At 72.0% G+C, this 24250-nt stretch carries 25 protein-coding genes and 1 pseudogene; 15 read left to right on the forward strand and 11 right to left on the reverse strand.

Annotated elements, in window-relative coordinates; all coding sequences use genetic code 11:
- Positions 1-10 precede the first annotated feature (10 nt).
- The 8 genes from FLL47_RS39605 (at position 11) to FLL47_RS39640 (ending at position 7046) form a co-directional block, all read left to right on the forward strand.
- Positions 11-847, forward strand: a complete 837-nt coding sequence (locus FLL47_RS39605; protein ID WP_144127819.1) for a beta-keto acid cleavage family enzyme — start codon at positions 11-13, stop codon at positions 845-847.
- Between the two features lie 29 nt (positions 848-876).
- Entirely contained in the window at positions 877-1824 is a 948-nt protein-coding gene (locus FLL47_RS39610; RefSeq protein WP_144127820.1) for an asparaginase, read from the forward strand.
- Between the two features lie 219 nt (positions 1825-2043).
- Positions 2044-2508 carry a helix-turn-helix domain-containing protein gene (locus tag FLL47_RS39615; protein ID WP_144127821.1) on the forward strand — a complete coding sequence of 155 codons (465 nt, stop codon included), beginning with the start codon at positions 2044-2046 and terminating at the stop codon, positions 2506-2508.
- A 2-nt stretch (positions 2509-2510) separates the two neighbouring features.
- Positions 2511-3020, forward strand: coding sequence for a hypothetical protein (locus tag FLL47_RS39620; RefSeq protein WP_144127822.1), 510 nt, complete (start codon positions 2511-2513; stop codon positions 3018-3020).
- A 111-nt stretch (positions 3021-3131) separates the two neighbouring features.
- Positions 3132-3416 (forward strand): DUF2516 family protein, encoded by a 285-nt coding sequence (locus tag FLL47_RS39625; RefSeq protein ID WP_144127823.1) that lies wholly within the window; start codon positions 3132-3134, stop codon positions 3414-3416.
- Between the two features lie 7 nt (positions 3417-3423).
- Positions 3424-4314 carry an alpha/beta fold hydrolase gene (locus FLL47_RS39630; protein WP_144127853.1) on the forward strand — a complete coding sequence of 297 codons (891 nt, stop codon included), beginning with the start codon at positions 3424-3426 and terminating at the stop codon, positions 4312-4314.
- A gap of 82 nt (positions 4315-4396) precedes the next feature.
- Complete coding sequence (locus FLL47_RS39635) at positions 4397-5161, forward strand: EI24 domain-containing protein (RefSeq protein WP_144127824.1); 765 nt, start codon at positions 4397-4399, stop codon at positions 5159-5161.
- A gap of 10 nt (positions 5162-5171) precedes the next feature.
- Positions 5172-7046 carry an endonuclease/exonuclease/phosphatase family protein gene (locus FLL47_RS39640; protein WP_144127825.1) on the forward strand — a complete coding sequence of 625 codons (1875 nt, stop codon included), beginning with the start codon at positions 5172-5174 and terminating at the stop codon, positions 7044-7046.
- A 276-nt stretch (positions 7047-7322) separates the two neighbouring features.
- On the opposite strand, the gene FLL47_RS39645 is transcribed toward FLL47_RS39640, so the two are convergent.
- A complete protein-coding gene (locus tag FLL47_RS39645) occupies positions 7323-8321 on the reverse strand; it encodes a LacI family DNA-binding transcriptional regulator (RefSeq protein WP_144127826.1) in 999 nt (332 codons plus the stop codon).
- A 12-nt stretch (positions 8322-8333) separates the two neighbouring features.
- A complete protein-coding gene (locus FLL47_RS39650) occupies positions 8334-9092 on the reverse strand; it encodes a maleylpyruvate isomerase family mycothiol-dependent enzyme (protein ID WP_144127827.1) in 759 nt (252 codons plus the stop codon).
- 67 nt (positions 9093-9159) lie between these two features.
- Between FLL47_RS39650 and FLL47_RS39655 the strand changes: the two genes are divergently transcribed.
- Positions 9160-10215: a UDP-N-acetylmuramate dehydrogenase gene (locus FLL47_RS39655; protein ID WP_144127828.1), complete on the forward strand. Its 1056-nt coding sequence runs from the start codon at positions 9160-9162 to the stop codon at positions 10213-10215.
- A gap of 450 nt (positions 10216-10665) precedes the next feature.
- Here FLL47_RS39655 and FLL47_RS39660 read toward each other — a convergent pair whose 3' ends face one another.
- Both FLL47_RS39660 and FLL47_RS39665 read right to left on the reverse strand, forming a co-directional pair.
- Positions 10666-11439, reverse strand: coding sequence for a class I SAM-dependent methyltransferase (locus FLL47_RS39660; RefSeq protein WP_425457820.1), 774 nt, complete (start codon positions 11437-11439; stop codon positions 10666-10668).
- 88 nt (positions 11440-11527) lie between these two features.
- Positions 11528-12268 (reverse strand): SDR family NAD(P)-dependent oxidoreductase, encoded by a 741-nt coding sequence (locus FLL47_RS39665; protein ID WP_144127830.1) that lies wholly within the window; start codon positions 12266-12268, stop codon positions 11528-11530.
- A 101-nt stretch (positions 12269-12369) separates the two neighbouring features.
- On the opposite strand from FLL47_RS39665, the gene mshA reads away from it, so the two are divergent.
- From mshA to cobC, 4 genes are read left to right on the forward strand one after another with little or no spacing between them, the layout of a single operon-like run.
- Positions 12370-13659 carry a D-inositol-3-phosphate glycosyltransferase gene (gene mshA / locus FLL47_RS39670; RefSeq protein ID WP_144127831.1) on the forward strand — a complete coding sequence of 430 codons (1290 nt, stop codon included), beginning with the start codon at positions 12370-12372 and terminating at the stop codon, positions 13657-13659.
- 15 nt (positions 13660-13674) lie between these two features.
- On the forward strand, positions 13675-14265 hold the full coding sequence (locus tag FLL47_RS39675; RefSeq protein WP_144127832.1) for a type III secretion system chaperone family protein: 591 nt from the start codon (positions 13675-13677) through the stop codon (positions 14263-14265).
- The gene (locus tag FLL47_RS39680; RefSeq protein WP_144127833.1) at positions 14262-15362 is read left to right on the forward strand and encodes a cobalamin biosynthesis protein; all 1101 of its coding nucleotides are present in this window, start codon (positions 14262-14264) and stop codon (positions 15360-15362) included. The genes FLL47_RS39675 and FLL47_RS39680 overlap by 4 nt, the downstream gene beginning before the upstream one ends.
- Positions 15359-16393 (forward strand): Rv2231c family histidinol phosphate aminotransferase CobC, encoded by a 1035-nt coding sequence (gene cobC / locus FLL47_RS39685; RefSeq protein ID WP_144127834.1) that lies wholly within the window; start codon positions 15359-15361, stop codon positions 16391-16393. Before FLL47_RS39680 ends, cobC begins: the two co-directional genes overlap by 4 nt.
- A 104-nt stretch (positions 16394-16497) precedes the next feature.
- On the opposite strand, the gene FLL47_RS39690 is transcribed toward cobC, so the two are convergent.
- The 3 genes from FLL47_RS39690 to FLL47_RS39700 are packed head-to-tail and all read right to left on the reverse strand — an operon-like array spanning position 16498 to position 18088.
- On the reverse strand, positions 16498-17013 hold the full coding sequence (locus FLL47_RS39690) for an O-acetyl-ADP-ribose deacetylase (RefSeq protein WP_144127835.1): 516 nt from the start codon (positions 17011-17013) through the stop codon (positions 16498-16500).
- Positions 17014-17028: 15 nt separating this feature from the next.
- On the reverse strand, positions 17029-17235 hold the full coding sequence (locus FLL47_RS39695) for a DUF397 domain-containing protein (protein WP_144127836.1): 207 nt from the start codon (positions 17233-17235) through the stop codon (positions 17029-17031).
- A 22-nt stretch (positions 17236-17257) separates the two neighbouring features.
- Entirely contained in the window at positions 17258-18088 is an 831-nt protein-coding gene (locus FLL47_RS39700; RefSeq protein WP_144127837.1) for a helix-turn-helix domain-containing protein, read from the reverse strand.
- A 225-nt stretch (positions 18089-18313) separates the two neighbouring features.
- On the opposite strand from FLL47_RS39700, the gene FLL47_RS39705 reads away from it, so the two are divergent.
- Entirely contained in the window at positions 18314-18541 is a 228-nt protein-coding gene (locus tag FLL47_RS39705; RefSeq protein WP_144127838.1) for a hypothetical protein, read from the forward strand.
- Positions 18538-18729 (forward strand): hypothetical protein, encoded by a 192-nt coding sequence (locus FLL47_RS39710; RefSeq protein WP_144127839.1) that lies wholly within the window; start codon positions 18538-18540, stop codon positions 18727-18729. Before FLL47_RS39705 ends, FLL47_RS39710 begins: the two co-directional genes overlap by 4 nt.
- A gap of 72 nt (positions 18730-18801) precedes the next feature.
- Here the strand turns inward: FLL47_RS39710 and FLL47_RS39715 are convergent, their stop codons facing one another.
- The 4 genes and pseudogenes from FLL47_RS39715 to FLL47_RS43460 all read right to left on the reverse strand — a co-directional run.
- A complete protein-coding gene (locus FLL47_RS39715; RefSeq protein WP_144127840.1) occupies positions 18802-20367 on the reverse strand; it encodes a hypothetical protein in 1566 nt (521 codons plus the stop codon).
- Positions 20364-21938: a serine/threonine-protein kinase gene (locus tag FLL47_RS39720; RefSeq protein WP_246159289.1), complete on the reverse strand. Its 1575-nt coding sequence runs from the start codon at positions 21936-21938 to the stop codon at positions 20364-20366. Before FLL47_RS39720 ends, FLL47_RS39715 begins: the two co-directional genes overlap by 4 nt.
- A complete protein-coding gene (locus tag FLL47_RS39725) occupies positions 21935-23644 on the reverse strand; it encodes an FHA domain-containing protein (protein WP_186316199.1) in 1710 nt (569 codons plus the stop codon). Before FLL47_RS39725 ends, FLL47_RS39720 begins: the two co-directional genes overlap by 4 nt.
- A gap of 224 nt (positions 23645-23868) precedes the next feature.
- Positions 23869-24250, reverse strand: a pseudogene (locus FLL47_RS43460) (hypothetical protein); the annotation flags it as partial.

Genomic DNA, 24250 nt, shown 5'->3' on the forward strand with positions numbered 1-24250 from the left:
GGATGCGCCCATGACGAACGGGACTCTGATCACCGTCGCGCCCACCGGCGCGGAATCCGCCAAGGCTGACGTGCCCGCCCTGCCGGTGACGCTGGACGAGCTGGTCGCCACCGCGAAGGAGTGCGAGTCCGTCGGCGCGAGCGTGATCCACGTGCACATCCGCGACGACGAGGCCAAGCCGAGCCTCGACCCGGTCCGACTGCGTGAGACCGTCGCCGCGCTGCGTTCCAGCACCGACCTGATCGTGCAGCTGTCCAGCGGCGGCTCGGTGCACGACCCGGAGTCCGCCCGCCTGGCCGTGCTCGACGCCGGCCCGGACATGGCCAGCTGCACCATGGGCACCGTCAACTTCGGCGACGACGTCTTCATGAACCGCTGGGAGTTCATCGTCGACCTGCACACCCGTATGCAGGAGCGCGGCGTCGTGCCGGAGTACGAGATCTTCGACCTGGGCCAGCTGTGGGCCCTGCAGCGCCTGCTCGACAAGTACGGCCTGCCCGCGGGCGGCCACGTGCACGTCGACTTCGTGATGGGCGTGCCCGGCGGCATGCCCGGCACCCCGGCCGCACTGGTCGCCTGCCAGCAGGCCCTGCGCGAGCTGCCCGAGGGCACCACGTTCTCGGCCACCGGCATCGGGCGGTTCACCCTGCCGGTGCTGCTCACCGCGCTCGGCTCGGGCGGCCACCTGCGGGTCGGCATGGAGGACACGGTCACCTACGCCAAGGGGCAGCCGGTCGAGTCCAACACCCAGCTGGTGGCGCGGGCGTCCGCATTCGCCCGGTTGGCGCAGCGCCCCGCGCTGACCCCGGGTGAGGCACGCAACCTCCTGGGGATCCCGCCGCGCTGAAATGTGAAACCCCGGTAGCGTTCCTTACCATGGGCAAGGTTTACGAGGGCGGCGTACCGCTCGTGGAAGTGGAACGCAGCGGTTTCGTCGAGGGCGGCCACCGCGGGTCGGTGATCGTCCTGGACGCCGCCGGAAATCCGGTCGCGTCCGCCGGTGACGTCACCGGGCCGATCTTCGCGCGCTCCTCCAACAAGCCCATGCAGGCCATCGGCATGCTGCGCGCCGGGCTGCGCCTGGCCGATCCGGCGGACCTGGCCCTGGTCGCCGCGAGCCACTACGGCGAGGACTTCCACATCGCCCGGGTGCGCGCGTTGCTGCGCAGCGGCGGGCTCACCGAGGCCGCCCTGCGCTGCCCGCCCGACCTGCCCCTGGACGACGCCGCGAAGATCGCCAGCGGAGGCACCCCGCAGCGCGTCTACATGAACTGCTCCGGCAAGCACTCCGGCATGCTGCTCACCTGCCGCGCCGCCGGCTGGGGCACGGAGGACTACTTCCAGCCCGACCACCCGCTGCAGCAGCGCCTCAACGAGACCATCGAGGAGTTCGCGGGCGAGTCCGCGGCCGCGATGGGTGTCGACGGCTGCGGCGCGCCCGTGCTCGCGCTGTCGCTGACCGGCCTGGCCACCGCGTTCCGCCGGCTCGCCGAGGGCGTGCCCGGCTCGCTGGAGCACTCTGTCGCCGACGCCATGCGGGCGTACCCGGAACTGGTCAGCGGCACCGATCGCGAGGACGCCCGGCTCATGCGAGCCGTGCCCGGCCTGGTCTGCAAGGTCGGCGCGGAAGGCGTATGGGCGGCGGCCGTACCCGGCAAGGGCGCCGTAGCCGTCAAGATCGACGACGGCGCCGCCCGCGCCCGCGGTCCCATCATGATCACCGCCCTGCGCCGCCTCGGCATCGCCGTCGACGTCCCCACCCTCACCACCCCGCCCCTGCTCGGCGGCGGCCGCAAGGTAGGCGCCCTCCACCCCCTCTGGTGACCCGCCCACCCCCTCGCACCGCGAGTCGCGGTGATCATGAAGTTGTGGCGGGGACACGCCGGTGACCCGTGCCATAAGTTCATGATCGACTCGTTGTTGCCGGGTGGCCGTGGGCTGGGGTGGGTCGGGGATGTGGTGGTTTGTGGCGTGGCGTAGGTCGCTAGCTAGTAGTTAGCAATATGCTTGCTGTTGCTAGCAGTCGTGGGTAGCTTGGTGGTCGTGCAGAGTCCCGACATCGGCGCCTTCATCAAGGACTTGCGGGAGAACGCCCGCATCTCCCTGCGGCAGCTGGCCGAGCAGGCCAACATCAGCAATCCGTACCTCAGCCAGATCGAACGCGGGCTGCGCAAGCCGTCCGCCGAAGTGCTGGCCCAGCTGGCTGCGGCGCTGCGGGTCTCCACCCCGGCCATGTACCTCAAAGCCGGGCTGCTCGGCTCTGACGACCACCAGGGCGTGCCGACCGCGATCGCGGCCGACCCGCTGCTGACGGTCGCGCAGAAGCAGTCACTCACGCAGATCTACGAGACGTTCGTACGCGAGAACGCGCGCGCCGAAGAGGCCGCCACCCCGGAGTCCGCCCCCGCGGCGGCCCCGGCGGAGCAGACCGTTGCCACGGCGAAGAAGCCGACGGTCAAGAAGGCGGTCAAGAAGGCCGTGCGCAAGCAGGCACAGGAGGAACAGTGACCATGACCCAGACGTCGAGCAAGTCGAGCAAGACCGAGGACCGCACCTACCCGAGCGCGTTCTACGCGGCGGCGGGTGTCGGCGACATGGCGTACGAGCAGCTGCGCAAGCTGCCCGAGCTGGCCGACAAGCTGCGCGACAAGGCCGCGGAGTTCGCCGACCAGGCCGCCAAGACCGATGTGCCGCAGTGGAAGGCCAAGGCCAACGAGTACGGCGCCTTCGCCACCGGCAAGGCCGCCGAGTTCACCTCGAAGGTCGACGCGGCGCAGATCCGCGACAGCATCGTCGCCGGCACGCAGACCGCGGCGGAGAAGGCCACGAAGCTCTACGACGCCCTGGTCGCCCGCGGCGAGCAGGCGTTCACGGAGCAGCCCGCGACGCCGGACTTCGAGTCGAAGACCGAGACTCCGTCCGCCCACACGGCGGAGGCGAAGGCTGAGGCCAAGCCGGCCGAGGACGTGCCCCCGGCCGCGAAGCCGACCGCGAAGAAGCCGCCGCGCGCGGCGAAGTGACCCCGTGTTCTCGTCGCGGCGCGCCGATCCACCGGTCGGCACGCCGCGACGAGACGTATCCGGCGTCGTCACCGCTGGGATGCCGGGCTCGATGGTTCTAAGCTGTGACCCATGGCTGCGTTCGTAATCAAGAGCTGGATCGATTACATCCTGTGGATCTTCATCCTCGGGGTTCTGCTCTGGGCCTTCGCAGACTGCGTGATCCGGCGCAAGGACGCGTTCCCCGCGATCGGCACCATGCCCAAGGTCGGCTGGATGGCCGTGATCGGGCTCCTGATCCTGCTGACCATCTTCACCTTCATCGGCCTGTTCGCCTTCATCGGCGCCGGCCTCGCCGCGTACTACCTGCTGGACGTGCGCCGCGGCCTGCGTGAGGCCGCCGAAGGACCCTGGTGAACCAGTGATCAACGATCTGCGCTGGCCGCCCCCGCCGGACGGATTCCCCCGACGCCTCGGCAAGCCGCGCAACTCCGCCCCGAACACCGGCCGCCCCGCCCCGCCCGCGCTGCCCACCGAGATCGTCGACACCCCGCACGGCGTGCAACTGGAACGCCTCAGCACCGGTGTCGGCGAGCCGGTCACCGTCTTCGCGCACGGGCTCGGCCACGGCATCGCCGAGACCCGGCCGCTGGGCAGCGCCGTGACCGGCAAGCGGGTCTTCTTCCAGTTCCGCGGGCACGGCGAGTCCAGCTCGCCGCGCGGTGCGTGGGACTACGGCGACCTGGCCCGCGACCTGCGCGCCATCGCCGACATGACGGGCGCCACCCGCGCCCTCGGGGTGAGCCTCGGCGCGGGCGCGCTGTGCCGCCTGCTGGCCGAGACGCCCGACCGGTTCGAGAAGGTGGTGCTGTTCCTGCCCGCCGTGCTCGACCGCCCGCGGCCGGAGGCGGCCCGCCGCCGGCTGGTCAACCTGCTCGAGGCGATCAACAGCGGAGACCTGCCGACCGTGGCCAACGCCGTGGTCGAGGAGATCCCGCCGTCGGCCCGCAACGGGGCGTCGGGCTGGGCGTACGTGCGCCAGCGCCTGAACACCCTGATGAACACCGGCCTGAGCAGCGGCCTGCTCACCCTGCCCGACCAGGTGCCCGTGCCGGACGTCAACCTGCTCCGCGACGTCAGCGCCCAGGTGCTGGTCATCGGCTGCATCGGGGACGACCTGCACCCGGCGGCGGTCGCCGAGGAGCTGGCCGGGGTGCTGCCGGAGGCCACCCTGCACATCTACAACCGGCCCTCGGTGCTCTGGCATGAGCGCGCCGACCTGCGGGAACGGGTTTCCGGCTTCTTGAACGGCTGACCTTCCGCGCGTGGCTCGCCCCGGAGCCGGCTGGACGGCGGACCCTTACGACTCCCACCGGCGTCCACTAGGCTCCCCGTTCGTGGCAGGTCGAGCGGTCTCAGAGTTCTTCACCGGCGTACGGCTGCTCCTGCGGGGCGTCGGGCGATACGTGCGCAGCCCCAAGCTGATCCTGCTGGGGCTGATCCCCGCGGTGCTCAGCCTGCTGCTGTTCGCCGGGCTGTTCACGCTGCTGTTCTACTACCTCGAAGAGCTGTCGGGCACGGTCACCTGGTTCGCCGACGACTGGTCGGCAGACCTGCGCTCGTCGGTGCACCTGATCGCCGGCATCGCCATCGTCGGCGTGAGCGGCCTGTTCGCGGTGGTGTCGTTCACCGCCGTGACGCTGCTCATCGGCGACCCGTTCTACGAGGCGATCAGCAAGGCCGTGGAGGACGACTTCGGCGGCGTGCCCGACGCGGTGGACCTGCCGTGGCACCAGGAGCTGCGGCGCAGCATCTTCGACGCGCTGCGGCTGCTGGCGGTGTCGCTGATGATCGCGATCCCGCTGCTCGCGGGCGGGTTCATCCCGGTCGTCGGGCAGACGGTGATCCCCGTGCTCGGCGCGTTCGTCGGCGGCTGGTTCCTGGCGCTGGAACTCGTCGCGGTCGCGTTCAACCGCCGCGGCCTGCGGCTGCCGGACCGCCGGGTGGCGCTGCGCAGGCACCGGGCGAGCGCGCTGGGCTTCGGCGTCGCGGTGTTCTGCTGCTTCCTGATCCCGTTCGGCGCGGTGCTGATCATGCCCGCCGCGGTCGCCGGCGGTACGCTGCTCGCCCGCCGCTCCCTCGGCCTGCCCATCGAGAAGTAGGACCCCGCCCGTGTCGCGCAAGACCCTCGCCCTCGTCGCGCTGCTGTTCGCCGTCACCGTCCAGCTGCTGCGCGCCTGCGGCCCGCTGCTGGACCAGGTGGCCGGACCCGTCGGCATCGTCAACGCCGCTCTGATCGCGCTCGCGATCTTCGCCGTGCCCGGCGTGCTCCTGCGGGTGCTGCCGCGTCTGCTCGGCCGGGTTCCGCTGCTGATCACCATGACGATCGCTTTGCTCCTGGCCTGGTGTGGCGCCGTGGCGTTCGGGCCGTCCCTGGCCACGGTGGCGGCCGGGGCGGTGTTCGGTATGACGGCGCTGGCGGTGGTCGTGCGGCGGGCCGCCGATGCGGTCACCGCCACCGTCGGCCTGCTCGCCGGTGGCGTCGTCGACCTGGGCATCCGCTCGCTGACGGTCACCTGGGACCCGGCGTGGGGGCAGCCGCCGTACCGCACGGGCCTGACGGCGCTGGTTCTCGCGGTGGTCTTCCTGGCGATCCGTCACGCGGCCGCTGACGAGGCCGGGCCGAGGGCGGCAGGCACCGGGCGCACCTGGGCGCTGGGCGGTTACCTCGCACTGTGGACCACGACCCTGGGCAACCCGGCCTTCGCCGCGTCGCAGTCGGGAGTCGCGCTGCAGCTGTGCCTGGCCGTCCTGATCGCGGTGCTGCTGGTCGCGATCGAGCTGGTACGCCGGCTGACCCTGCACGGCGGCACGAACGCGATCCCCGAGCCCGATCACTGGATCGCGGGTGCGGCGGCGCTCGCCGGGATGGCCGGCGGTCTCGCCCTGGCCTGGTGGGGAACCGGGCCATGGGTGCTGCTCGGCCTCGCCCTCACGCAACTGTCCGCGGCGGTCGCCGTCGCGCGGGCGACCGCGGCCCCCGGCAACCGCGGCGATTGGGCGTACGGGCTGGTCTGGGTCCTGCCCGTGCTGCTGTTCCAGGTGCACTACGACATGCCGCTGCCGTTCGACAACCGGTGGCTGCTGATCGCGCCCGCGGTCGCCGTCGGGCTGGCGGGGATGGGCCGCCGGCCGCACCACCCGGGCGGCTGGCGCGTGGACCTGCGCGGAGTCGTGGCACGGCCCGCTCCGGTCACCGGGGTGCTCGCGCTCGCGCTGTTGGCGCCGACGCTGATGCACGTGACCCGGCCCGCCGCCGAGCCTGTCGTGGCGAGTCCCACCGACGTGCAGGTGCTGAGCTGGAACGTCAAGTACGGCCGGGACGACGCCACCGGCCGGGCCGACCCGCACCAGCTCGCCGAGGCGATCCGGGCCGCGAACCCGGACGTCGTGGTGCTGCAGGAGGTCAGCCGCGGCTGGGCCATCGGCGGCGGCGTGGACGTGGCCGAGTACCTGTCCCGCGAGCTGGGCATGCCGTTCGTGTGGTCACCCGCCGCGGACGGGCAGTTCGGCAACCTGCTGCTGACCCGGCTGCCGGTCAGCGGGGTGCGCACCGGGCTGCTGCCGTACGGGCAGGGGCCGATGTGGCGGTCGTACCTGAAGGCGACGCTGACCCTGCACGGCGGCCGCAGCCTCGACGTGGTCACCGCGCACCTGACGCACCGCAAGCCGAACACGCCGACCCGGCTCGCGCAGATCGACGAGCTGGTGGCGCAGGTGAACCCGGCCGCGCCGACGCTGGTCGCGGGCGACTTCAACTTCTGGCCGAGCTGGCCCGAGCAGCGTGAGTTCACGGGCGCGGGCTGGGTGTCGGCGCAGGACGCCACCGGTCACGGCGCGGCCTGGACCTCGCCGACCGACCGGCCGACCAACCGGGTCGACTGGGTCTTCGGCTCCCCGCAGCTCGCCTTCACCGACTTCGCCGTCCTCGATCAGGTCACCGCCAGCGACCACTTCCCGGTCCTGGCCACCGTCACCCTGCGCTGACCCCGCCGGCCACTCCGCGCGGCCCCGTCAGCCGCTCCGCGCGTGGCTGCAGTTTCGGGGAAAGTGCTCGAATTCCGCCGCGCGATGCTGCAGTTTCCCCGAAACTGCAGTGCCCATGGCACGGTTCGCGACGCGGCCCCGCTCCCGCGTCGGGCAAGCGTCGCGCGTCATCGGCGCGCCGCCCTGAAAGCCCTGCTCACGGCATGTCGAACGTTAAGAAGGGCACCTTCTATAACGCATAGCGTTAAGAAGGTGCCCTTCCTTTGGGCGCTTGGCTCAGGTGGTGCCGCGGATGACGAGTTCGGTGGGGAGGATGACGCTGTCGGCGATGGATTCGCCCGCGGCCAGGCGGAGGAGTTGGCGGGCCATTTCGCGGCCCTGGCCGACGATGGGCTGGCGGACCGTGCTCAGCGGGGGCTCGGTGTAGCGGGCCAGGGCGATGTCGTCGAAGCCGATCACGGCGACGTCGTCGGGGACGCGGCGGCCCGCGGCCTGCAAGGCCTGCAGCGCGCCGTGGGCCATCAGGTCGGAGGCGACGAACACGGCGTCCAGGTCGGGGTCGTCCTCGAGCAGCTGGCGCATGGCGACCGCACCGGAGTCGCGGGTGAAGTCGCCGACGGCCACGATCGAACGGCGGTCGCTGCCGCGCAGCTCCTCGCGGTATCCGGTGAGCCGGTCGATGCCGGCCACCATGTCCTGCGGGCCGGCGATCGTGGCGATCCGGGTGCGCCCGGTCTCCAGCAGGTGCCGCACCGCCATCCGGCCGCCGTTGACGTTGTCGACCTCGACGTAGGGCACCCGGGTCTGGCCGAGCGGGCGGCCACCGCACAGCACCGGGATGCCCATCCGGGCCAGCGTGCCGGGCAGCGGGTCGGCGCCGTGCATCGAGGCGATGAGCACGCCGTCGATGTGCCGGGCCAGCGCGTACCGCTCGATGCGGTCGTGGCTGGCCTGCGAGCCCGCCACCATCAGCACCAGCTGCTTGTCCGCGGAGTCGAGCTCCTGGCTGACGCCGCGGATGATGCCGGGGAAGAACTGGTCGTCGGAGAAGACCCGGGACGGGCTCTCCGGCAGGATCAGCGCGTACGAGTCGGTGCGCTGGGTGACCAGGCTGCGCGCGGCCTGGTTGGGCACGTAGCCCAGCTCGTCGATGGCCCGGCGCACGGCGGTGCGGATGGACTCGGCGACGGTGGGGGAGTCGTTGACGACGCGCGACACGGTGGCCCGGGACACCCCGGCCCGCTGCGCGACCTGTTCGAGGGTCGGCCGGGGCATCTGTGCCGCCGCTCAGCCGGTACGCAGGCAGGCCAGCAGCGACTCGTCGCCGCTCACCTCGAGCGTGTCGAAACCGATCCGGCCCCACAGGGCGAGCATCAGGTCACTGGCCGGGCCGGCCGCGTGTACACGGGTGTCGGGGCCGTCCGCGTCGAGCAGGGTGTCGGTGTCGAGCAGCGCGATGCCCTCGCCGCGCAGCCGGACGAACCACTCCTGGCCCTCCTCGGGCGCGGTGAGCTGCACGACGCCGTACCGGTCGGTGGGGCCCTTGCGCCTGCCCGCGGGCAGCCAGCTGTCCAGCACCTCGGTGATGCCGTCGACGGCCAGGCGGTCGTCGAGCGGCTCGGCCATGCCCTGCGCCATCTGCATGTCCCAGCGGTGTACGGCGGTCTCGTGCGCCATGCGCCGGTGCCAGAAGTCGGCCGTCTTCGCCTGCGGGGCCCAGTTCCAGGCGGGCATGTGCGGGTCGAGCGCGTCGAGCAGTTCGAGCAGGCTCTTGCACTCCTCGTCGAACCAGGTCAGCGACTCGTCCGCGCCCGGGTAGTCGTGCCGCCGGGAGGCCGGGTCGGGGGCGCTGGTCACCCCGCGGCTGGCGAAGCTGCGCACCCAGCGGTACACCCCGCCCAGGTGGTGCACCAGGTTCAACACGGTCCAGTCCGGACACGTGGGCACGATCGCGGTCAGTTCGGCCTCGCCGGCGACGGTGCGGAACGCGGCCGCGTCGGCACGCAGCGAGTCCAGCCACAGTTCCTTGCTGCCGTGAGCTCTCATGGCCTCGTCCTCATCGCGTCTTCCCCACCTGGTCATTCGGGATCAGTGGCGGCACTAGTGTGGTGACGTGTCTGACAATAGTCCCGCCCGCCACGCGCTCGCCGACCTGACCACCCTAGGGCTGGGAGGCCCGGCCGGAAGGCTGGTCACGGCCGAGTCCGCGGACGACATCGTGTCGGCCGTGCAGGAGGCCGCCCGTGCCGACGAGCCGCTGCTGGTCCTCGGCGGGGGCAGCAACGTGGTCATCGGCGACGTCGGCTTCCCCGGCACCGTGCTGCTGATCCGGTCCAGCGGGATCGAGGTGGTCGGCGAGCACGGCGACGAGGTGTCGGTCCGCGTCGCCGCAGGCCACCCGTGGGATGACTGCGTCGCCCAGACGGTCGCCGACGGGCTCTCCGGCGTGGAGTGCCTGTCCGGCATCCCGGGGGCGTCCGGCTCCACGCCGATCCAGAACGTCGGCGCGTACGGACAGGACGTGTCGCAGACGATCGAGTCGGTGACGGTGTACGACCGTACCGAGGGCGAGATCGACGTGTTCAACCCGGCGGACTGCCGCTTCGAGTACCGCAACAGCGTGTTCAAGTACACCGACCGATGGGTCGTGCTCGACGTGACGTTCCGGCTGCGCCGGGACCCGCTGTCCGGCCCGGTGGGGCACGCCGAGCTGGCCCGGCTGCTCGGGGTCAGGGAGGGCGACCGGGTGCCGTCGGCCGACGCCCGCGCGTCCGTGCTGGAGCTGCGCCGCAACAAGGGCATGGTGCTCGACCCGGGCGACCCGGACACCGACTCGGTCGGCTCGTTCTTCGTCAACCCGGTGCTGAGCGCGGCGGCGTACGCGGAACTGTGCCGGCGGACCGACGGCGCGGACCCCCCGGCCTGGCCGGGCGCCGACGGGGTGATGAAGGTGAGCGCGGCGTGGCTGATCGAGCGGGCGGGCTTCGTGCGCGGCTATACGCGCGGGCCGGTCGGCATCTCGTCCAAGCACATCCTCGCGCTGACGCACCGTGGCGGCGGCACCACTGGGGAGCTGCTGGAACTCGCCGTGGAGATCCGGGACGCGGTGCACGAGCGGCTCGGGGTCACCCTGCGCCCGGAACCGGTCCTGGTCGGCTGCGAACTCTGAGGCCCGCGCCGCGCCGCTGAGTCACCGGTGCGCAACTGAGGTCAGCGGTCGCGGCCGGGGCACCAGTGCGGTCAGGGTCACCGGTGCGGTCGGCGCAGGCCGCCCACCAGCCAGCCGAGACCGCTGCAGACGATGAACAGCACGACGAGGCGGATCAGGTCCCCGCGGTTCATTCGGCGGACCGTCGGGCCAGCACGAACGCAACAACCAGCAGGACGACGCCGAGCAGGAGCAGGCCGACGCCGAGCAGGAACGGCGGGCTGGACTGCACGGTGAGCTGCTGGCGGCTATGTGCCGATAGGGCAAAAAACTCCCCGATAAGGTTCATAACGGACGTAACGACCGGCCCGGCCGGAAGGGATCATCCTTCCCGGATCGTGCCCGGCGAGACCGCGCTCAGACCGTGGGCGTCCGTTGTCGCGGGGGCACCGCAGATCGGTTCCGCGCTGGTCAGCGCGTCGGCCAGGAGAGGGTGACCTCGCCGAGGCGCCAGCGGGACGGCCGGTCCAGGACCGGCCAGCCCGCCGCCTTGAGCCGGGAGACTGCGTCCAGCCAGCGCTGGCGAGGGCCGAAGACGGCCAGCGGGGCGGCGTGCCGCCAGGCCTCGTCGAGCGTGCGCAGCAGGTCGTACACCGGCTCGCCCGGCACGTTGCGGTGGATCAGGGCCTTGGGCAGCCGTTCGGCGAAGGTCGCCGGGGACTCCAGGGTGGACAGCTTGGCGGCCAGGGTCAGCGTGGCCGGGCTGGACGCGCCCGCGGGCAGCGCCGCCCAGGTGGCGAGTCGACCCAGCTCGTCGCAGGTGCCCTCGATCAGCCAACCGTCCGGGGCCAGGCCCGCGGTCATCGTGGTCCAGGCGGCGGGGACGGCGCTCTCGTCGTACTGCCGCAGCACGTTGAAGGCCCGGACCACGACGGGCCGCAGGCCGGCCAGCTCGAACCCGCCCCGCGCGAACGTCAGCCCCGGCGGGTCCGCGGCGACCTGCGCCGCCGCCACCCGCACCGGATCGATCTCCAACCCGGTGACCCTGACATCCGGGCGCACCCGCGCCAGCCGCGCCCGCAGCTCCACCGCCGTGATCGGCGTAGCCCCATAACCCAGGTCCACGACCAGCGGATCGGCGGTGCCGGCCAGCGCGCGAGCGCACCACCAGGCGATCCAGCGATCCACCCGGCGCAGCCGGTTCGGATTCGTGGTCCCCCGGGTGATCTCCCCCTGCGGCTTCACCAGCCCCCCTCCGCGTTGATCATGAAGTTATGGCGGCGACGCGCCGTCGAACCGTGCCATAGGTTCATGATCAACGCGAAATAGGGGGTCAGGTGCGGTGGACCTTGTGCTGGGCGGCTTGGGCTAGGGGGCGGACGACGAGGCGGTCGATGTTGATGTGGTGGGGGAGGGTGGCGCACCAGGTGACGCAGGCGGCTATGTCGTCGGCGGTGAGGGGTTTTTCGACACCGGCGTAGACGGAGGCGGCGCGGGCGGCGTCGCCGGCGAAGCGGTTGAGGGCGAACTCGTCGGTCTTGACCATGCCGGGGTCGATCTCGACGACGCGGACCGGGTCGCCGCACAACTCCAGGCGCAGGGTTTCGACCAGGGCGGTCTGGGCGTGCTTGGCCGCGGCGTATCCGCCGCCGCCCTCGTACACGATGAGCCCGGCGGTGGAGCTGACGGTGACGACGGTGCCCGCGCCGGAGGCGATCAGCGCGGGGAGCAAGGCCTTGGTCAGGCGCAGGGTGCCCAGGACGTTCACGTCGTACATCGCCTGCCAGTCGGCGATGCTGGAGTTGGCCACGGTGTCCGCGCCGACCGCGCCACCTGCGTTGTTCACCAGCAGATCGACCCGGTCCACCGTCGCCGCGTAGGAGGAGACCGCGTAGTCGTCGGTGACGTCGCAGGTCACGGCGGTGCCGTTGATCTCCTTGGCGAGTGCCTCGACCCGGTCGGTGCGGCGGGCGAGCGCGTGCACGTGGTAGCCCGCGGCGGCGAGGTGTCGGGCGGTGGCGGCGCCGATGCCGCTGGACGCCCCGGAGACGACGGCGATCTTCTGGTACGACATGAGCAGAATCCTAGGCGGCGCGGCGTCCCATCATCCGGGCTGCGACGCTCATCACGCCCCGGATCGGGAAGACACCGGGCCCCTCGGATGTTGATCGACACGTGAACTCTCGTTCCCTCCCCCAGGGGCTGCCCAGGCGGATCGCCACGCTCTCCGTGCACACCTCCCCGCTGCACCAACCGGGCACCGGGGACGCGGGCGGCATGAACGTGTACATCGTCGAGGTGTCCAAACGCCTGGCCAAGGCGGGCATCGAGATCGAGATCTTCACCCGGACCACGGGCGGTGACCTGCCCCCGCGCGCGGAACTCGCGCCCGGGGTGACCGTCCGCCACATCAGCGCCGGCCCGTACGAGGGCCTGGCCAAGGAGGACCTGCCCGCGCAGCTGTGCGCGTTCACGCACGGCGTGCTCGGCATCGAGGCGGCCCGCCCGCCCGGCCACTACGACCTGCTGGCCTCGCACTACTGGCTGTCCGGTCAGGTCGGCTGGCTGGCCAAGGACCGCTGGGGCGTGCCGCTGGTGCACACCGCGCACACCCTCGCCAAGGTCAAGAACCTGCAGCTGGCCGAGGGCGACCGGGCCGAGCCGATGGGCCGCGTGGTGGGCGAGGAGCAGGTCGTCGAGCAGTCCGACCGGCTCGTCGCGAACACCCCGACCGAGGCCCGTGAGCTGATCGACCTCTACCACGCGCCGCTGGATCGGGTCGCCGTGGTCGCTCCGGGCGTCGACCTGGAGCGCTTCCGTCCGGACTCCCGTCTCGCCGCCCGAGCCCGCCTCGGCCTGCCGGCGCAGGCGAAGATCATCGCATTCGTGGGCCGGATCCAGCCCCTGAAGGCACCTGACGTGCTCATCCGGGCGCTGGCCGAGCTGCGCGACCCCGACGCGATCGCGCTGATCGTGGGCGGCCCCAGCGGCACCGGGCTGGACCGCCCGACCTCGCTGATCGAGCTGGCCGACACGCTGGGCGTACGCGACCGGGTGCGCTTCCTGCCGCCGCAGGCCGGGGACCGGCTGGCCGACGTGTACCGGGCCGCCGACCTCGTCGCCGTGCCGTCGCACAACGAGTCGTTCGGCCTGGTCGCGCTGGAGGCGCAGGCCTGCGGCACGCCCGTGGTGGCCGCGGCCGTCGGCGGGCTGGTCACCGCGGTACGCGACGAGGTCAGCGGCGTGCTGGTCGACGGCCACGGCGCGGCCGACTGGGCCCGGGTGCTGGACCGGCTGCTCGCCGAGCCCGGCCGGCGCGACGAGCTGTCCGCCGGGGCGGTGCAGCACGCGTACGACTTCTCCTGGGACCACACGACCGCCCGCCTGCTCGACGTCTATCGTGAGGCGATGACCGAGCACCGGTCCCGCCGGCAGCTCGAACTCGCCGGCTGCGCCCGGTGGTGACCCGCTAGGAGCCTCATGACCACGGTCGCCGAGGCCTGCGCCCTGATCGAGCAGGCCTGTGCCGAGCTGCCCCTGGACCGCACCGGGCCCCACTCGTACGTGGTGACCCTGCCCGGCACCCACAAGCTCAAGACGAACGTGAACCTCATCGTCGGCGAGCACGCGCTGCGCATCGAGGCGTTCGTGGTGCGCCAGCCCGACGAGAACCGCGAGGCCGTCTGGGCCTGGCTGCTGCGCCGCAACGCGAAGCTGTACGGGGTCGCGTTCACCGTCGACGCCGTCGGCGACGTGTACCTGACCGGCCGCCTGCCGCTGGCCGCGGTCACCCCGCAGGAGCTGGACCGGCTGCTCGGCGCGGTGCTGGCCGCCGCCGACGAGTCCTTCGACACCCTGCTGGAGCTGGGCTTCAGCAGCGCGATCAAGCGGGAGTGGCGCTGGCGCATCAGCCGGGGCGAGTCCACCGACAACCTGCGCGCCTTCCGCCACCTCATGGACGACCCGGCCACCTCCGACCAGGTGGCTGCCCCGGCGGCGCACGACACGCACGACGATGCCGGCGCCGTCCTGGACACCGGCACCGACGTGCTCCCGGAGCCCGGCCGGTGACCTCCGGGCGGGCGGCCCGGCGGGCCGACGCGCTGGGCCTGCTGGCGGGAGTGGCGCTCGACGCGGCGTTCGGCGACCCGCGGCGGCTGCACCCGGTCGCCGGGTTCGGGAACTTCGCGAAGATCGTCGAGCGGTACACGTATGCCGACTCGCGCCGGGCCGGGGCCGCGTTCACCGCGCTGGCCGTCGGGCTGCCGGTGGCGGCGGCGGTGCTCGCGCAGCGGGCCACGCGGCAGCGGCCGGTGCTGCGTACCGTGCTGGTGGCGGCCGGGACCTGGGCCGTGCTCGGCGGGCGCAGCCTGCGCCGCGAGGGCGGCCTGATGGCCGGGGCGCTGGAGCGGGGCGACCTGGCCGCGGCCCGCGCCCGGCTGTCACACCTGTGCGGCCGCGACCCGTCCGCACTGGACGAGCCGGGCCTGGCCCGCGCGACGGTCGAGTCGATCGCGGAGAACTCCTCCGACGCCGAGGTGGCACCACTGGTCTGGGGCGCGCTGGCCGGGCTGCCCGGCCTCGTCGGCTACCGGGCCGTGAACACCCTGGACGCCATGGTCGGGCACCGCTCGCCGCGCTATGCCCGGTTCGGCACGGCATCGGCCCGCCTCGACGACGCCGCCAACCTGCTCCCGTCCCGCCTCACCGCCGCCCTGGCCACGGTCTCGGCGCCGCTGGTGTCCGGCTCGCCCGGGCGTACGGCCGCCGTCTGGCGCCGCGACGGAGGCGCCCACCCCAGCCCCAACTCCGGCCAGTGCGAGTCGGCCTTCGCCGGCGCTCTCGGCGTACGCCTCGGCGGCACGAACGTCTACTTCGGCCGCTCCGAGACCCGCCCCACCCTCGGCGACGGCCCCGGCCCCCGCACCCGCGACATCCGCCGCGCCGCCACCCTCTCCGCCGCCGTCGGCCTCTCCGCCGCCACCCTCGCCGCCGCCACCCGCCTCGGCCGCCTCACCCACCTCGGCCGCCTCACCCACCTCGGCCGCCTCACCCACCTCGGCCGCCTCACCCACCTCGGGCCCTTCGGGCGCTTCAGGCGAAGGAAGGGCACCTTCTTAACGCTTTCCGTAGAGGAAGGTGCCCTTCTTAACGGGCAGCGCCGGTGAGCGGCCCGGACGGTTACGACCTCGGGCATCACGGTGACGTCGAGGTCGGCGACGGTCTGATCGACCTCGCGGTGAACGTCCGGCAGGCTCCGCTGCCGACATGGCTGGCCGAACCGATTCGGGCGTCGCTGAGCCGTCTGGACGCCTACCCCGACGGCACCGTGGCACGGGCCGCGATCGCCGCCCGGCACGGCCGGGACCCGGACGAGGTGCTGCTCACCGCCGGTGCCGCACAGGCGTTCACGCTGCTCGCGCACGGGCTGCGTGAGGCCCGGCAGCCGGTGGTGGTGCACCCGCAGTTCACCGAGCCGGAGGCGGCGCTGCTGGCCGGCGGGCACCGGGTGGACCGCGCTCTGCTGCCGGAGCCGTTCACGCTGGACCCGGCGGCCGTGCCCGACGACGCCGACCTGGTGCTGCTCGGCAACCCGACCAACCCGACCTCGGTCGCGCACCCCGCCGACACGGTCGCGAGCCTGGCCCGGCCGGGCCGGGTGCTGGTGGTGGACGAGGCGTTCGCCGACACGATCCCCGGCGAGCCGCACTCGCTGGCCGCCCGGCGCGACCTGCCCGGCCTGGTGGTGGTGCGCAGCCTCACCAAGACCTGGGCGCTGGCCGGGCTGCGCGTCGGCTACCTGCTGGCCGCGCCGGACCTGGTGCGCCGCCTGGCCGCCGTACAGCCGCTGTGGCCGGTGTCGACGCCCGCGCTCGCCGCGGCGGCCGCCTGCGCCACACCCGCGGCCGTCGCGGCCGAGGAGCTGATCGCCCACGAGCTGACCGCCCGCCGCGAGCACCTGCTCGCGGCGCTGCGGCAACTGCCCCAGGTGGTCGTCGCGGGCACGCCGGCCAGCTCGTTCGTGCTGCTCAAGGTCGCCGACGGCCTGGGCGTACGCAGTCGCCTGCGCGACGCGGGCTACGCGGTGCGCCGCGGCGACACCTTCCCAGGGCTGGGCCCGGACTGGCTGCGCGTGGCCGTGCGGGACGAACGCACCACCGACGGCTTCGTCTCGGCACTGACTGCGGTGATTTCCTGACCGTAGAGGGCCCCAACACGGCGGTCCCACTGTGACGCCAGCCAGTGCTGGTTCTGTTCGCTGCGACAACCTGCGAGGTTGCACCACGACTCGCGCGGCGAGACCTAGCTCCGACCGGCCTGGATGCCCGATGCGGTCCGGTAGGCGGGCTCGTCGAAAAGCACCAGCGTGGCTTCCTCGACCGTGGTATCGGCGTTCTCCAGCACATCCAGGGCCTGGCGTACGGCGTCGTCGATCGGCCAGCGGTAGACGCCCGAGGAGATCAGCGGGAAGGCGACGGTACGCGCGCCCAGCTCGCCCGCCACCCGCAGCGCGTTGCGGTAGCAGTCACGCAGCAGCTCGGCTCGGTCCTCGGTGGCGCTGTACACGGGTCCCACGGTGTGCACCACCCAGCGTGCAGGCAACTTGCCCGCGGTCGTGGCGACGGCCTGGCCGGTGGGCAGGCCCCGGCCGTAGTGGGACGCGCGCAGCGCCCGGCACTCGGCGAGGATCTCCGGGCCGCCCTTGCGGTGGATCGCCCCGTCCACGCCACCGCCGCCGAGCAGCGACGAGTTGGCCGCGTTGACGATCGCGTCTACTTCCTGGCGGGTGATGTCGCCTTGTACGAGGTTCACCTGCATGGTCGGCTCCAGCAGTCAGCGGTCGAACTCGCCGGATTTGACCCCGGTGAGGAACGCGGCCCAGCCCTCGGCGGCGAAGGTGAGCACCGTGCCGTCACGGTCCTTGCTGTCCCGGACCCCGATGGTCGTCGTGGTCAGGGCAACCTCGACGCACTGCCCGCCGTTGTTGTCGCTACGGGAGCTCTTGCGCCACTCCGCCTGGTCGAAATCCGAACTCGCCATGCTGTGATCATCTCCATCGGTGTTACAGGCGAAGCTCCTCGGCGATCTTCTCGATCAGCCGCACGGACTCCTGCGGGCCGAGCGCGGCGGCACTCAGCCGATTCCACAGCCTAGAGTAGCCACGCGCCGTCTCCTGATCATCAAGGTAATACGCATTCGTGTAGTCCTCCAGGTAGACGACGTCCGAACCGGCATCCTGGTTGAACCGCAGCAGGGTGAAGGCGAAGCTCGACGTCGTATATGTCGCGGCGTCGAATGGCAACACCTGCAACGAGATGATCGCCTGCGCCGCCGTCCGTGCCACGTGCCGCAGTTGGGTGCGCATGACCTCCGAACCACCGACCTGTCTGCGCAGTGCCGATTCGCTGATGATGACCGCGAAGTCGGGCGCGTCGTCGCGAGTCAGCAGGGATTGGCGCTCTTTGCGCAGTGCCACATGGTCATCGGCTCCACCGGAATCACCCGGTCCCATGGCGCGGATGTACTCCTCGGTCTGCAGGATGCCGGGCATGATCTCGGACTGGTACCAGCGGACTTCTGACGCGGCGGCCTCCAGGTCGACGTATTGCCGAAACCAGTCCGGGATGTTTCGCCCACTCCAACGACCGCGTTGGCGTCCCGCGCGTGCCAAATCGCGCAGGGCCTCGGCAGGCTCGTCGACTAGACCGTAGAACTCCAGCAACGCGTTGAGGTCATGGATCTTGATGCCGGACTGGCCGAGTTCCATTCGGCTGATCTTCGTGGCCGCCGCGTCGATAACGCGACCGGCCTCTTCCTGAGTGCGCCCGGCGGCTTCGCGCCCACGGCGAAGGGCTTGGCCGAGTCGTCGACGTTGAATCGTGGGGTTGTCCACGTGCCGGACTCCTTGCTGATCCGCCGCCGCCGAAGAGAGTGTGGCGGCCAAACTTAGGTTCCTAAAATAGGAATCGATCAGTAGTGTAATCCACAACGGACACAGCTTGTCACTGCCTCGGGCCATCGGTCCAGCCGCTGACGAGTGCTTGTCATAAGCCGGAGGCGGGGCTGACTGGTTGGCCCCGGCGCCCCGCCTCCACCACAACTCCACTGGAGGTGGTTCATGGCAGTCTATCTGGCCATCGCCGGACTCGGCATGGTCGTACTGCTGGCCATGCTCGCCGGATGGTTCCTGCGCGGACATGCGGCGAGCTGGTGTTCGTCCTGCGGCGGCGCGGTCGGTGCGGTCTGCGGTGCGTGCACCCATCGCGTGTCGCGTGAGCAGGTCATGCGTGCCCGGTCGCCCCGGCTCGTCCGGCACCGGGCGGACGCCGAGGCGGTGTCCGCGTGAGCACTCCTCCGCAGGGGCACGCCCCGATTCCGGATGAGCTGGCGCGACGGTACTGGCAGGCCATCGCCGTCCACGGCGACGACCCGGCCACCGACATGTGCGTGCACTGCCGGCGGCACCGCTGCCCCGAATGGGCATACGCCGTGGAGCAGCTGATCCTGGCCGACCTGTTGGACAGCGATACCTGATCGCCGGCGCGGCCACCTCGCCGCACGACTGAGCCCACCCGCTGGACGGCGGGTGGGCTCAGCGTCCGTGCGTCACTTGCAGGAGTACGTGAACTTCGACGTGCCCTGGATGACGGTGGGCTTCAAGATGCGCAGGGTGGCCTCGGCGTCGCGGGTGCCCTTGCCCTGGAAGCGCCAGAACAGGTGCACCTGCACGCTGCGCTGGCCCTTCTTGACCGCCTGCTCCAGCGCGACGGAGGTCTCGCCGTCGTTGCGCAGCCACTGGTACGTGATCTTCCCGGCCTGGCCGTCGGTCTCGATGAGGCCCACCACGTCGACGTTCACGTCGCATTCGGCGGTGGTCGGCGGGATGACCGGCGTGACGGTGACTTTGGTGACCTGAACGGCGTTGTTGTTCTCCTGCCACCAGGTCCAGGCGACATAGCCTGCGATGACCAGCAGCGCGACCGTGGTCAGCGCGCTGAAGAACGCGGCGATGCGCTTGCCGACCGACTTCTTGCGCCGGGGCGGCGGGGCGGCCTGCGCGGCGGCCATCTGCCAGGCGGGCGGCGCGGGCGGCACACCTTGCCCGAACCGCAGGTTGACGTCCTGCTGCGCGGGCGGTGGTGCGGCCCGGCCTGGCTGATACGCGCCGGACTTGCGCTGCTCCTCGGCAGCGCGGTTGCCCAGGCGGGTCGCCCCGTCCGGCGGCACCACCGGCATGACGGCGGTCGGCGGCGCGGCCCGCGGCGTCTGCGGTGGCACCGGCGGCGGCGCGGAGTGCGAGCCCTCGGCAAGCCGCACCGTCTCCTCGGCCGCGGGCACACCGCTCGGCGGGTATGCGGGCGGCGCGGACACTGGCGCAGCCGAGACCGGCGGAGCGGAGGCCGGTGGCGCGGATACCGGAGGAGCGGACACCGGAGGTGCGGAGACCGGGGCGGCGGAGAGCGGGTGCATCTGCGCGGCGAGCGCCTTCAGCGCGGCGCGGTCGCCGAAACCGGTGATCCGCTGTGCCGCTCCGCTGAGCGTGGTCAGCGCGGCGGTCAGGCCGGCGCTGCCGCCGATCGCCTCGGCCTGCTGCCCGGCCTGGCGCAGCAGTTGCTGGGTATCGGTGTCGCGGCAGGCGTCCGCGAGCTGGGCGAGCAGCCGGGACCACCCGGCCGCGTCATGCCCCGGACCGGGCGTGGTGCCGAGCACGGCGTGCCCGTAACCGGCCTCGGCCAGCAGGGCCGCGCCCCCGGCGCTGATCACCACGCCGTGCGCGTTCAGTTCGCCGTGCGCCAGCTGGGCCTGGTGCAGCCGGAGCAGCGTCTGCGCGGTGTCGGTGGCGATCAGCGCGGCCACCGCGGGCGGCAGCGTCACCCCGGCCGTCAGCGCCTGCGCCACCGTCGGCGACGGCGCCGCATTGGTGATCAGCCAGCTGTGCCGCTCCGTCACCTGGTCGATGACGTTGAGCAGGCCCGGCACGCGCAGCGCGGCCTGGGCGCCGATCGCGTCGGCGAGCCGCCGCGCCGCGACCGGGTCGGTCAGACCCCGGTCCTCTAGGCGCAGCGCGCCGCGCTGCTTGCCCTCTGCTGTGGACACCGTGTGCCACGTGCCGAGCCGTCCGGCCCGCCCCGCATCCAGCAGGGTGTACTTGCCCCCGATCAAGGCACTCATCTGATGATCGGCCCGCAGTAGATCGACTTTGTGTCACTCATGACGGTCTTCCCTCCGACAACGATCCATGCCTTGACGATCGAGTAGTAGTAGTTGCCGCAAGCCTGACCGATGGCCATCGATTTACTGTAGGTGTATGGCTCACTGCTTGGGACGGTGAAGTCCTTGGACGTCGGAGCAGCGGCTGACGCGGCAGGATTCTTGCCGTCACTGGACTGAATGAACTCGATGTAGACCCGGGCTTGGCCGGAACCGGTCGGCCGGAACGTCGTGTTGGCGAAGATGCTCTCCGTGCATGCCTTGAGGATGCACACGTTGCCACGGTCGAGGTTCAGCACGAAGGCCCCGATGGTGGGCGTCGGGGGCGGGGACGGGGACGGCGAGGGCGACGGGGACGGCTTCTTGCTCGGGCTCGGCTGCGGCTCGTCCGACGGAGAGGGCGACGGGGACGGGCTCTCCGACGGTGACGGGCTCGGTGACGGGGAGGGCGACGGCGACTCGCTCGGCGACGGCGATGCGTCCGCGGTCGCGCTGGGCAGCGGCGTCGGACTGGTGCTCGTCGGCCACAGTGCCGCGGCTCCGGCCCCGCCCAGGATCAGCACCAGTGCGGTAACACTGGCTGCCACGGTGAACGCTTTGCGGGACATACCGAGGATGGTGGTGCCGATGGCGGTGGCGTTGGCCTGCACCGCGGCCAGCGGGAACAGCAACGCCAGCAGCAGCGCGCGGCGGGCCAGCTTGCTGCGGCCCTCCTCCTCCCATTCCGGCCCGTATCCGGCCCCGGCGACTGCCTCCAGCTCGCGCAGGAACGTCGTGGCGTCCTTGGGGCGCTGCTTGGCGTCCTTGGCCAGCCCGCGCCGCACCAGTCCGCGTACGGCCTCCGGAACCATCTCCACCGGGACGGGTGCCTGTTCGTGCTGGCGGCGCAGGCCCTGGATGTCGCCGGGGGCGCGGAACGGCGGTTGCCCGGCCAGGCACTCGAAGAACGTGGCGGTCGCCGCGTAGATGTCGGTCGACGGGCTGGCGGGTGCGCCGGCCCACTGCTCGGGAGCCATGTACGAGGGCGTGCCGGCGAGCGGACCCTGCCGGCCGCTGCGCGCGGCGATGCCGAAGTCGGCCAACTTGCTCTGGCCCTCGCCGTTCACCAGCACGTTCTCGGGCTTGTAGTCGCGGTGTACGACGCCGCGGTCGTGGGCGGCGGCCAGGCCGAGCAGCGAGCCCTTCAGCACGACCAGCGCCGCTTCGGGCTCGGTCGGGCCCTGTTCGCGCAGGATCGCGCGCAGCGCGACGCCGTCGACCAGCTCCATCACGATCGCCGCGCCGCCGGGCGCTTCGATGTACTCGTACAGCCGCGCGATCTGCGGCGACTCCACCTCGGACATGACCCGGGCTTCGGCCCGGAACGAGCGGATGAAGTTCTCGTCGTCGCGCAGGTGCTCGGCCAGGTACTTGATGGCGACCTTGACCTGGGTCGCCTCGTGCTCGGCGAGCACCACCAGGCCGGACGCGCCGCGCCCCAGCTCGCGGATCTCGACGTAGCCGGGCACGGTCCACATGATGGGCTGAGTCATGCCGTCACCTCCGCGGTCGCGGCCTTACGGGACTTGATGAAGCCGGTCAGTTTGCGGAACAGCCGGTACCAGATCGGGAACATGATCAGGCCGATGCCCAGCACGACGACCAGCACGTCGATACCGGGCGGCAGGTACTCCTCGACGAGCCCGCCGAGCCGGTCGCGCCAGGCCAGGAAGCCCAGCAGCACGAACAGGCCGGTGCCGACGACGGCGGTGAAGCCGTACGCCGCCATGCCTATCTGCTTGATGCCGGGCTTGCGGCCCGCTTTGATGTCGGACCAGATGCCCTTGGTGAAGTAGGCCGACGCCTCCTCGCGCAGGCGCGGCAGCCGCAGCCCGTCCGCGAGCGCCTGGTAACCGTCCAGCGGCATCAGCGGATTGAGGTTGTACAGGGTGTTCAGGTAGAGGCCGAAGGCCAGCTGGTAGGCCATGCCGGACACCTGCGGCGCGGGCACCCAGGCGGCGGCCGCGGCGAGCATCCCGGCGATGGCCGCGGTCGACAGCGGTCCGGACAGCGTCACGACGATGCGCGACCAGCGGCTGCCGAACCACATGTCGGAGGTGTCCACGAAGGCGAACGGCATGCCCATCATCAGCATGAAGCCGCCGCGGGTGACGGTGCGGCCGTAGGACTTGACGGCGAGCGCGTGCGCCGACTCGTGCACGATCAGCGCGAACAGGTAGCCGGCGGCGATGACGACGGTGCCCCAGATGCCCGCGCCGTTGATGTCGAACAGGTTCTGGCTCACGCTGGCCACGGTCATCGCGTAGATGCCGCCGATGATGCAGAACCAGAGCCCGAACACGCCGGTACGGGTGAAGAAGCGCCAGCCGAACGACCGGTACATCCGGGTGAACAGCCCGTCCAGGCCGCTGACCGACACCTCCGTGCGCAGCAGCGTCTTCAGCACCGCCCGCCCGAATCGCTTGAGCAGCGGCGGCTTCTCGGCCTCGCGCTGGCCGTGCACGCCGCGCACCAGCTCCAGCGCCACGAACGTGCGCAGCGTGCGCTCGATGCGGGGCAGCGCCAGTTCGCCGTAGCGCTGGGCGTACGCGAAGAGCAGGTCACGCACGGTGTTCTCGCCGTCGAGCTGGTGCCACAGGAACACGTCGCGGTCGTCGAGCTGCAGGTACTGGCCGGTGCGGGTGTTGCGCAGCACCCATTGCTGGTCGCCGCGCATGTCCGGCACCTGCTTGAGCGCCCAGCCGCTGCGCCGCCGCGGCCGCGCCGTCAGCGGGCCGGTGGCCGTCGGCGCGGTCTCGGGCTGGTCGGCGGGCAGCAGGATGCTGTGCTCGACGCCACGCACCATCGTCTTGGAGCCGATCGCCGCCGATCGCGGCTGCGCGAATCGCAGCGGTATATCGCCGATGTGCAGTTTGGACTCGTCCGGCAGTGGGGCCCAGTCGCCGTGGAAGGTGCGCCGGCCGATCGTGGTGCCGTTGAACGAGTTGAGGTCCTCCAGGTGGAAGCCCTCGGCGTTGCGCACGACCCGGGCATGATGGCGCGAGACGCTGGCGTCGTCGAGCACGATGTCGTTGTCGGGGCTGCGGCCGATCGTGGTGGTGGGCTTGACGAGCGGGTGGACCCGCTCGCCCGCGGCGTCGGACCACCGCAGCTCCGGCGCCGCGTAGGAGTCCACGACGGCGCCCTTGCGCAGCGTGCCGCAGTGCAGGCAGTACGGGTAGTCCCGCCGCAGGTGCACATGGCAGGCGTGGCACAACATCGTTCGGCCTTTCAAGGGGTATGGAGCCGTGCGGCGAGCCGAATCATAGGCGGCCGAACGGCTGCACGCTCTCGGCTGACTGCTTTACGACGGTGATCCGTTCAGGCGGTTAGTCGATGTGTGAGATGTCGGCGCGGCTGCCGGGCAGCAGAGGTGCGACGGGGGTGCACACCCCTGCTGCCCGGCATGTCTGGTGCGGACGGTCAGACCGTCGCGGTGGCCTCGGTCCCGTCCTCGTCGGACTTGAAGACCTTGCCCGCCACCGCGCCGGCGACGCCGCCCGCGATCGCACCCGCGGCCAGGCCGGCTCCACCGATGAGCAGCTCCTCGCCGCCGATGCCGTCCGAGCTCTCGCTCGCGGCCACCGGCTCGGCCGGTGCGGCCGTGCCCTGCTGGGCCGGGTCGGCGCCGGGCGCGGTCCCGGTGGGGTCGCCGGACTGCACGACCACCACGACCGGACCGGGCTGCTCGGTCGGCGCGGCCACCGGGTCCGCGGCGGGCGCCGGGGCCGGTGCGGGCGGCGCGGGAGCCGGTGCGGGCGGCGGCGCGGGAGCGGGCTCAGGGGCCGGCTCGGGCGCGGGTGCG

The organism is Catellatospora sichuanensis (assembly GCF_007483665.1).
In the GTDB taxonomy this organism is placed as follows: Bacteria; Actinomycetota; Actinomycetes; order Mycobacteriales; family Micromonosporaceae; genus Catellatospora; species Catellatospora sichuanensis.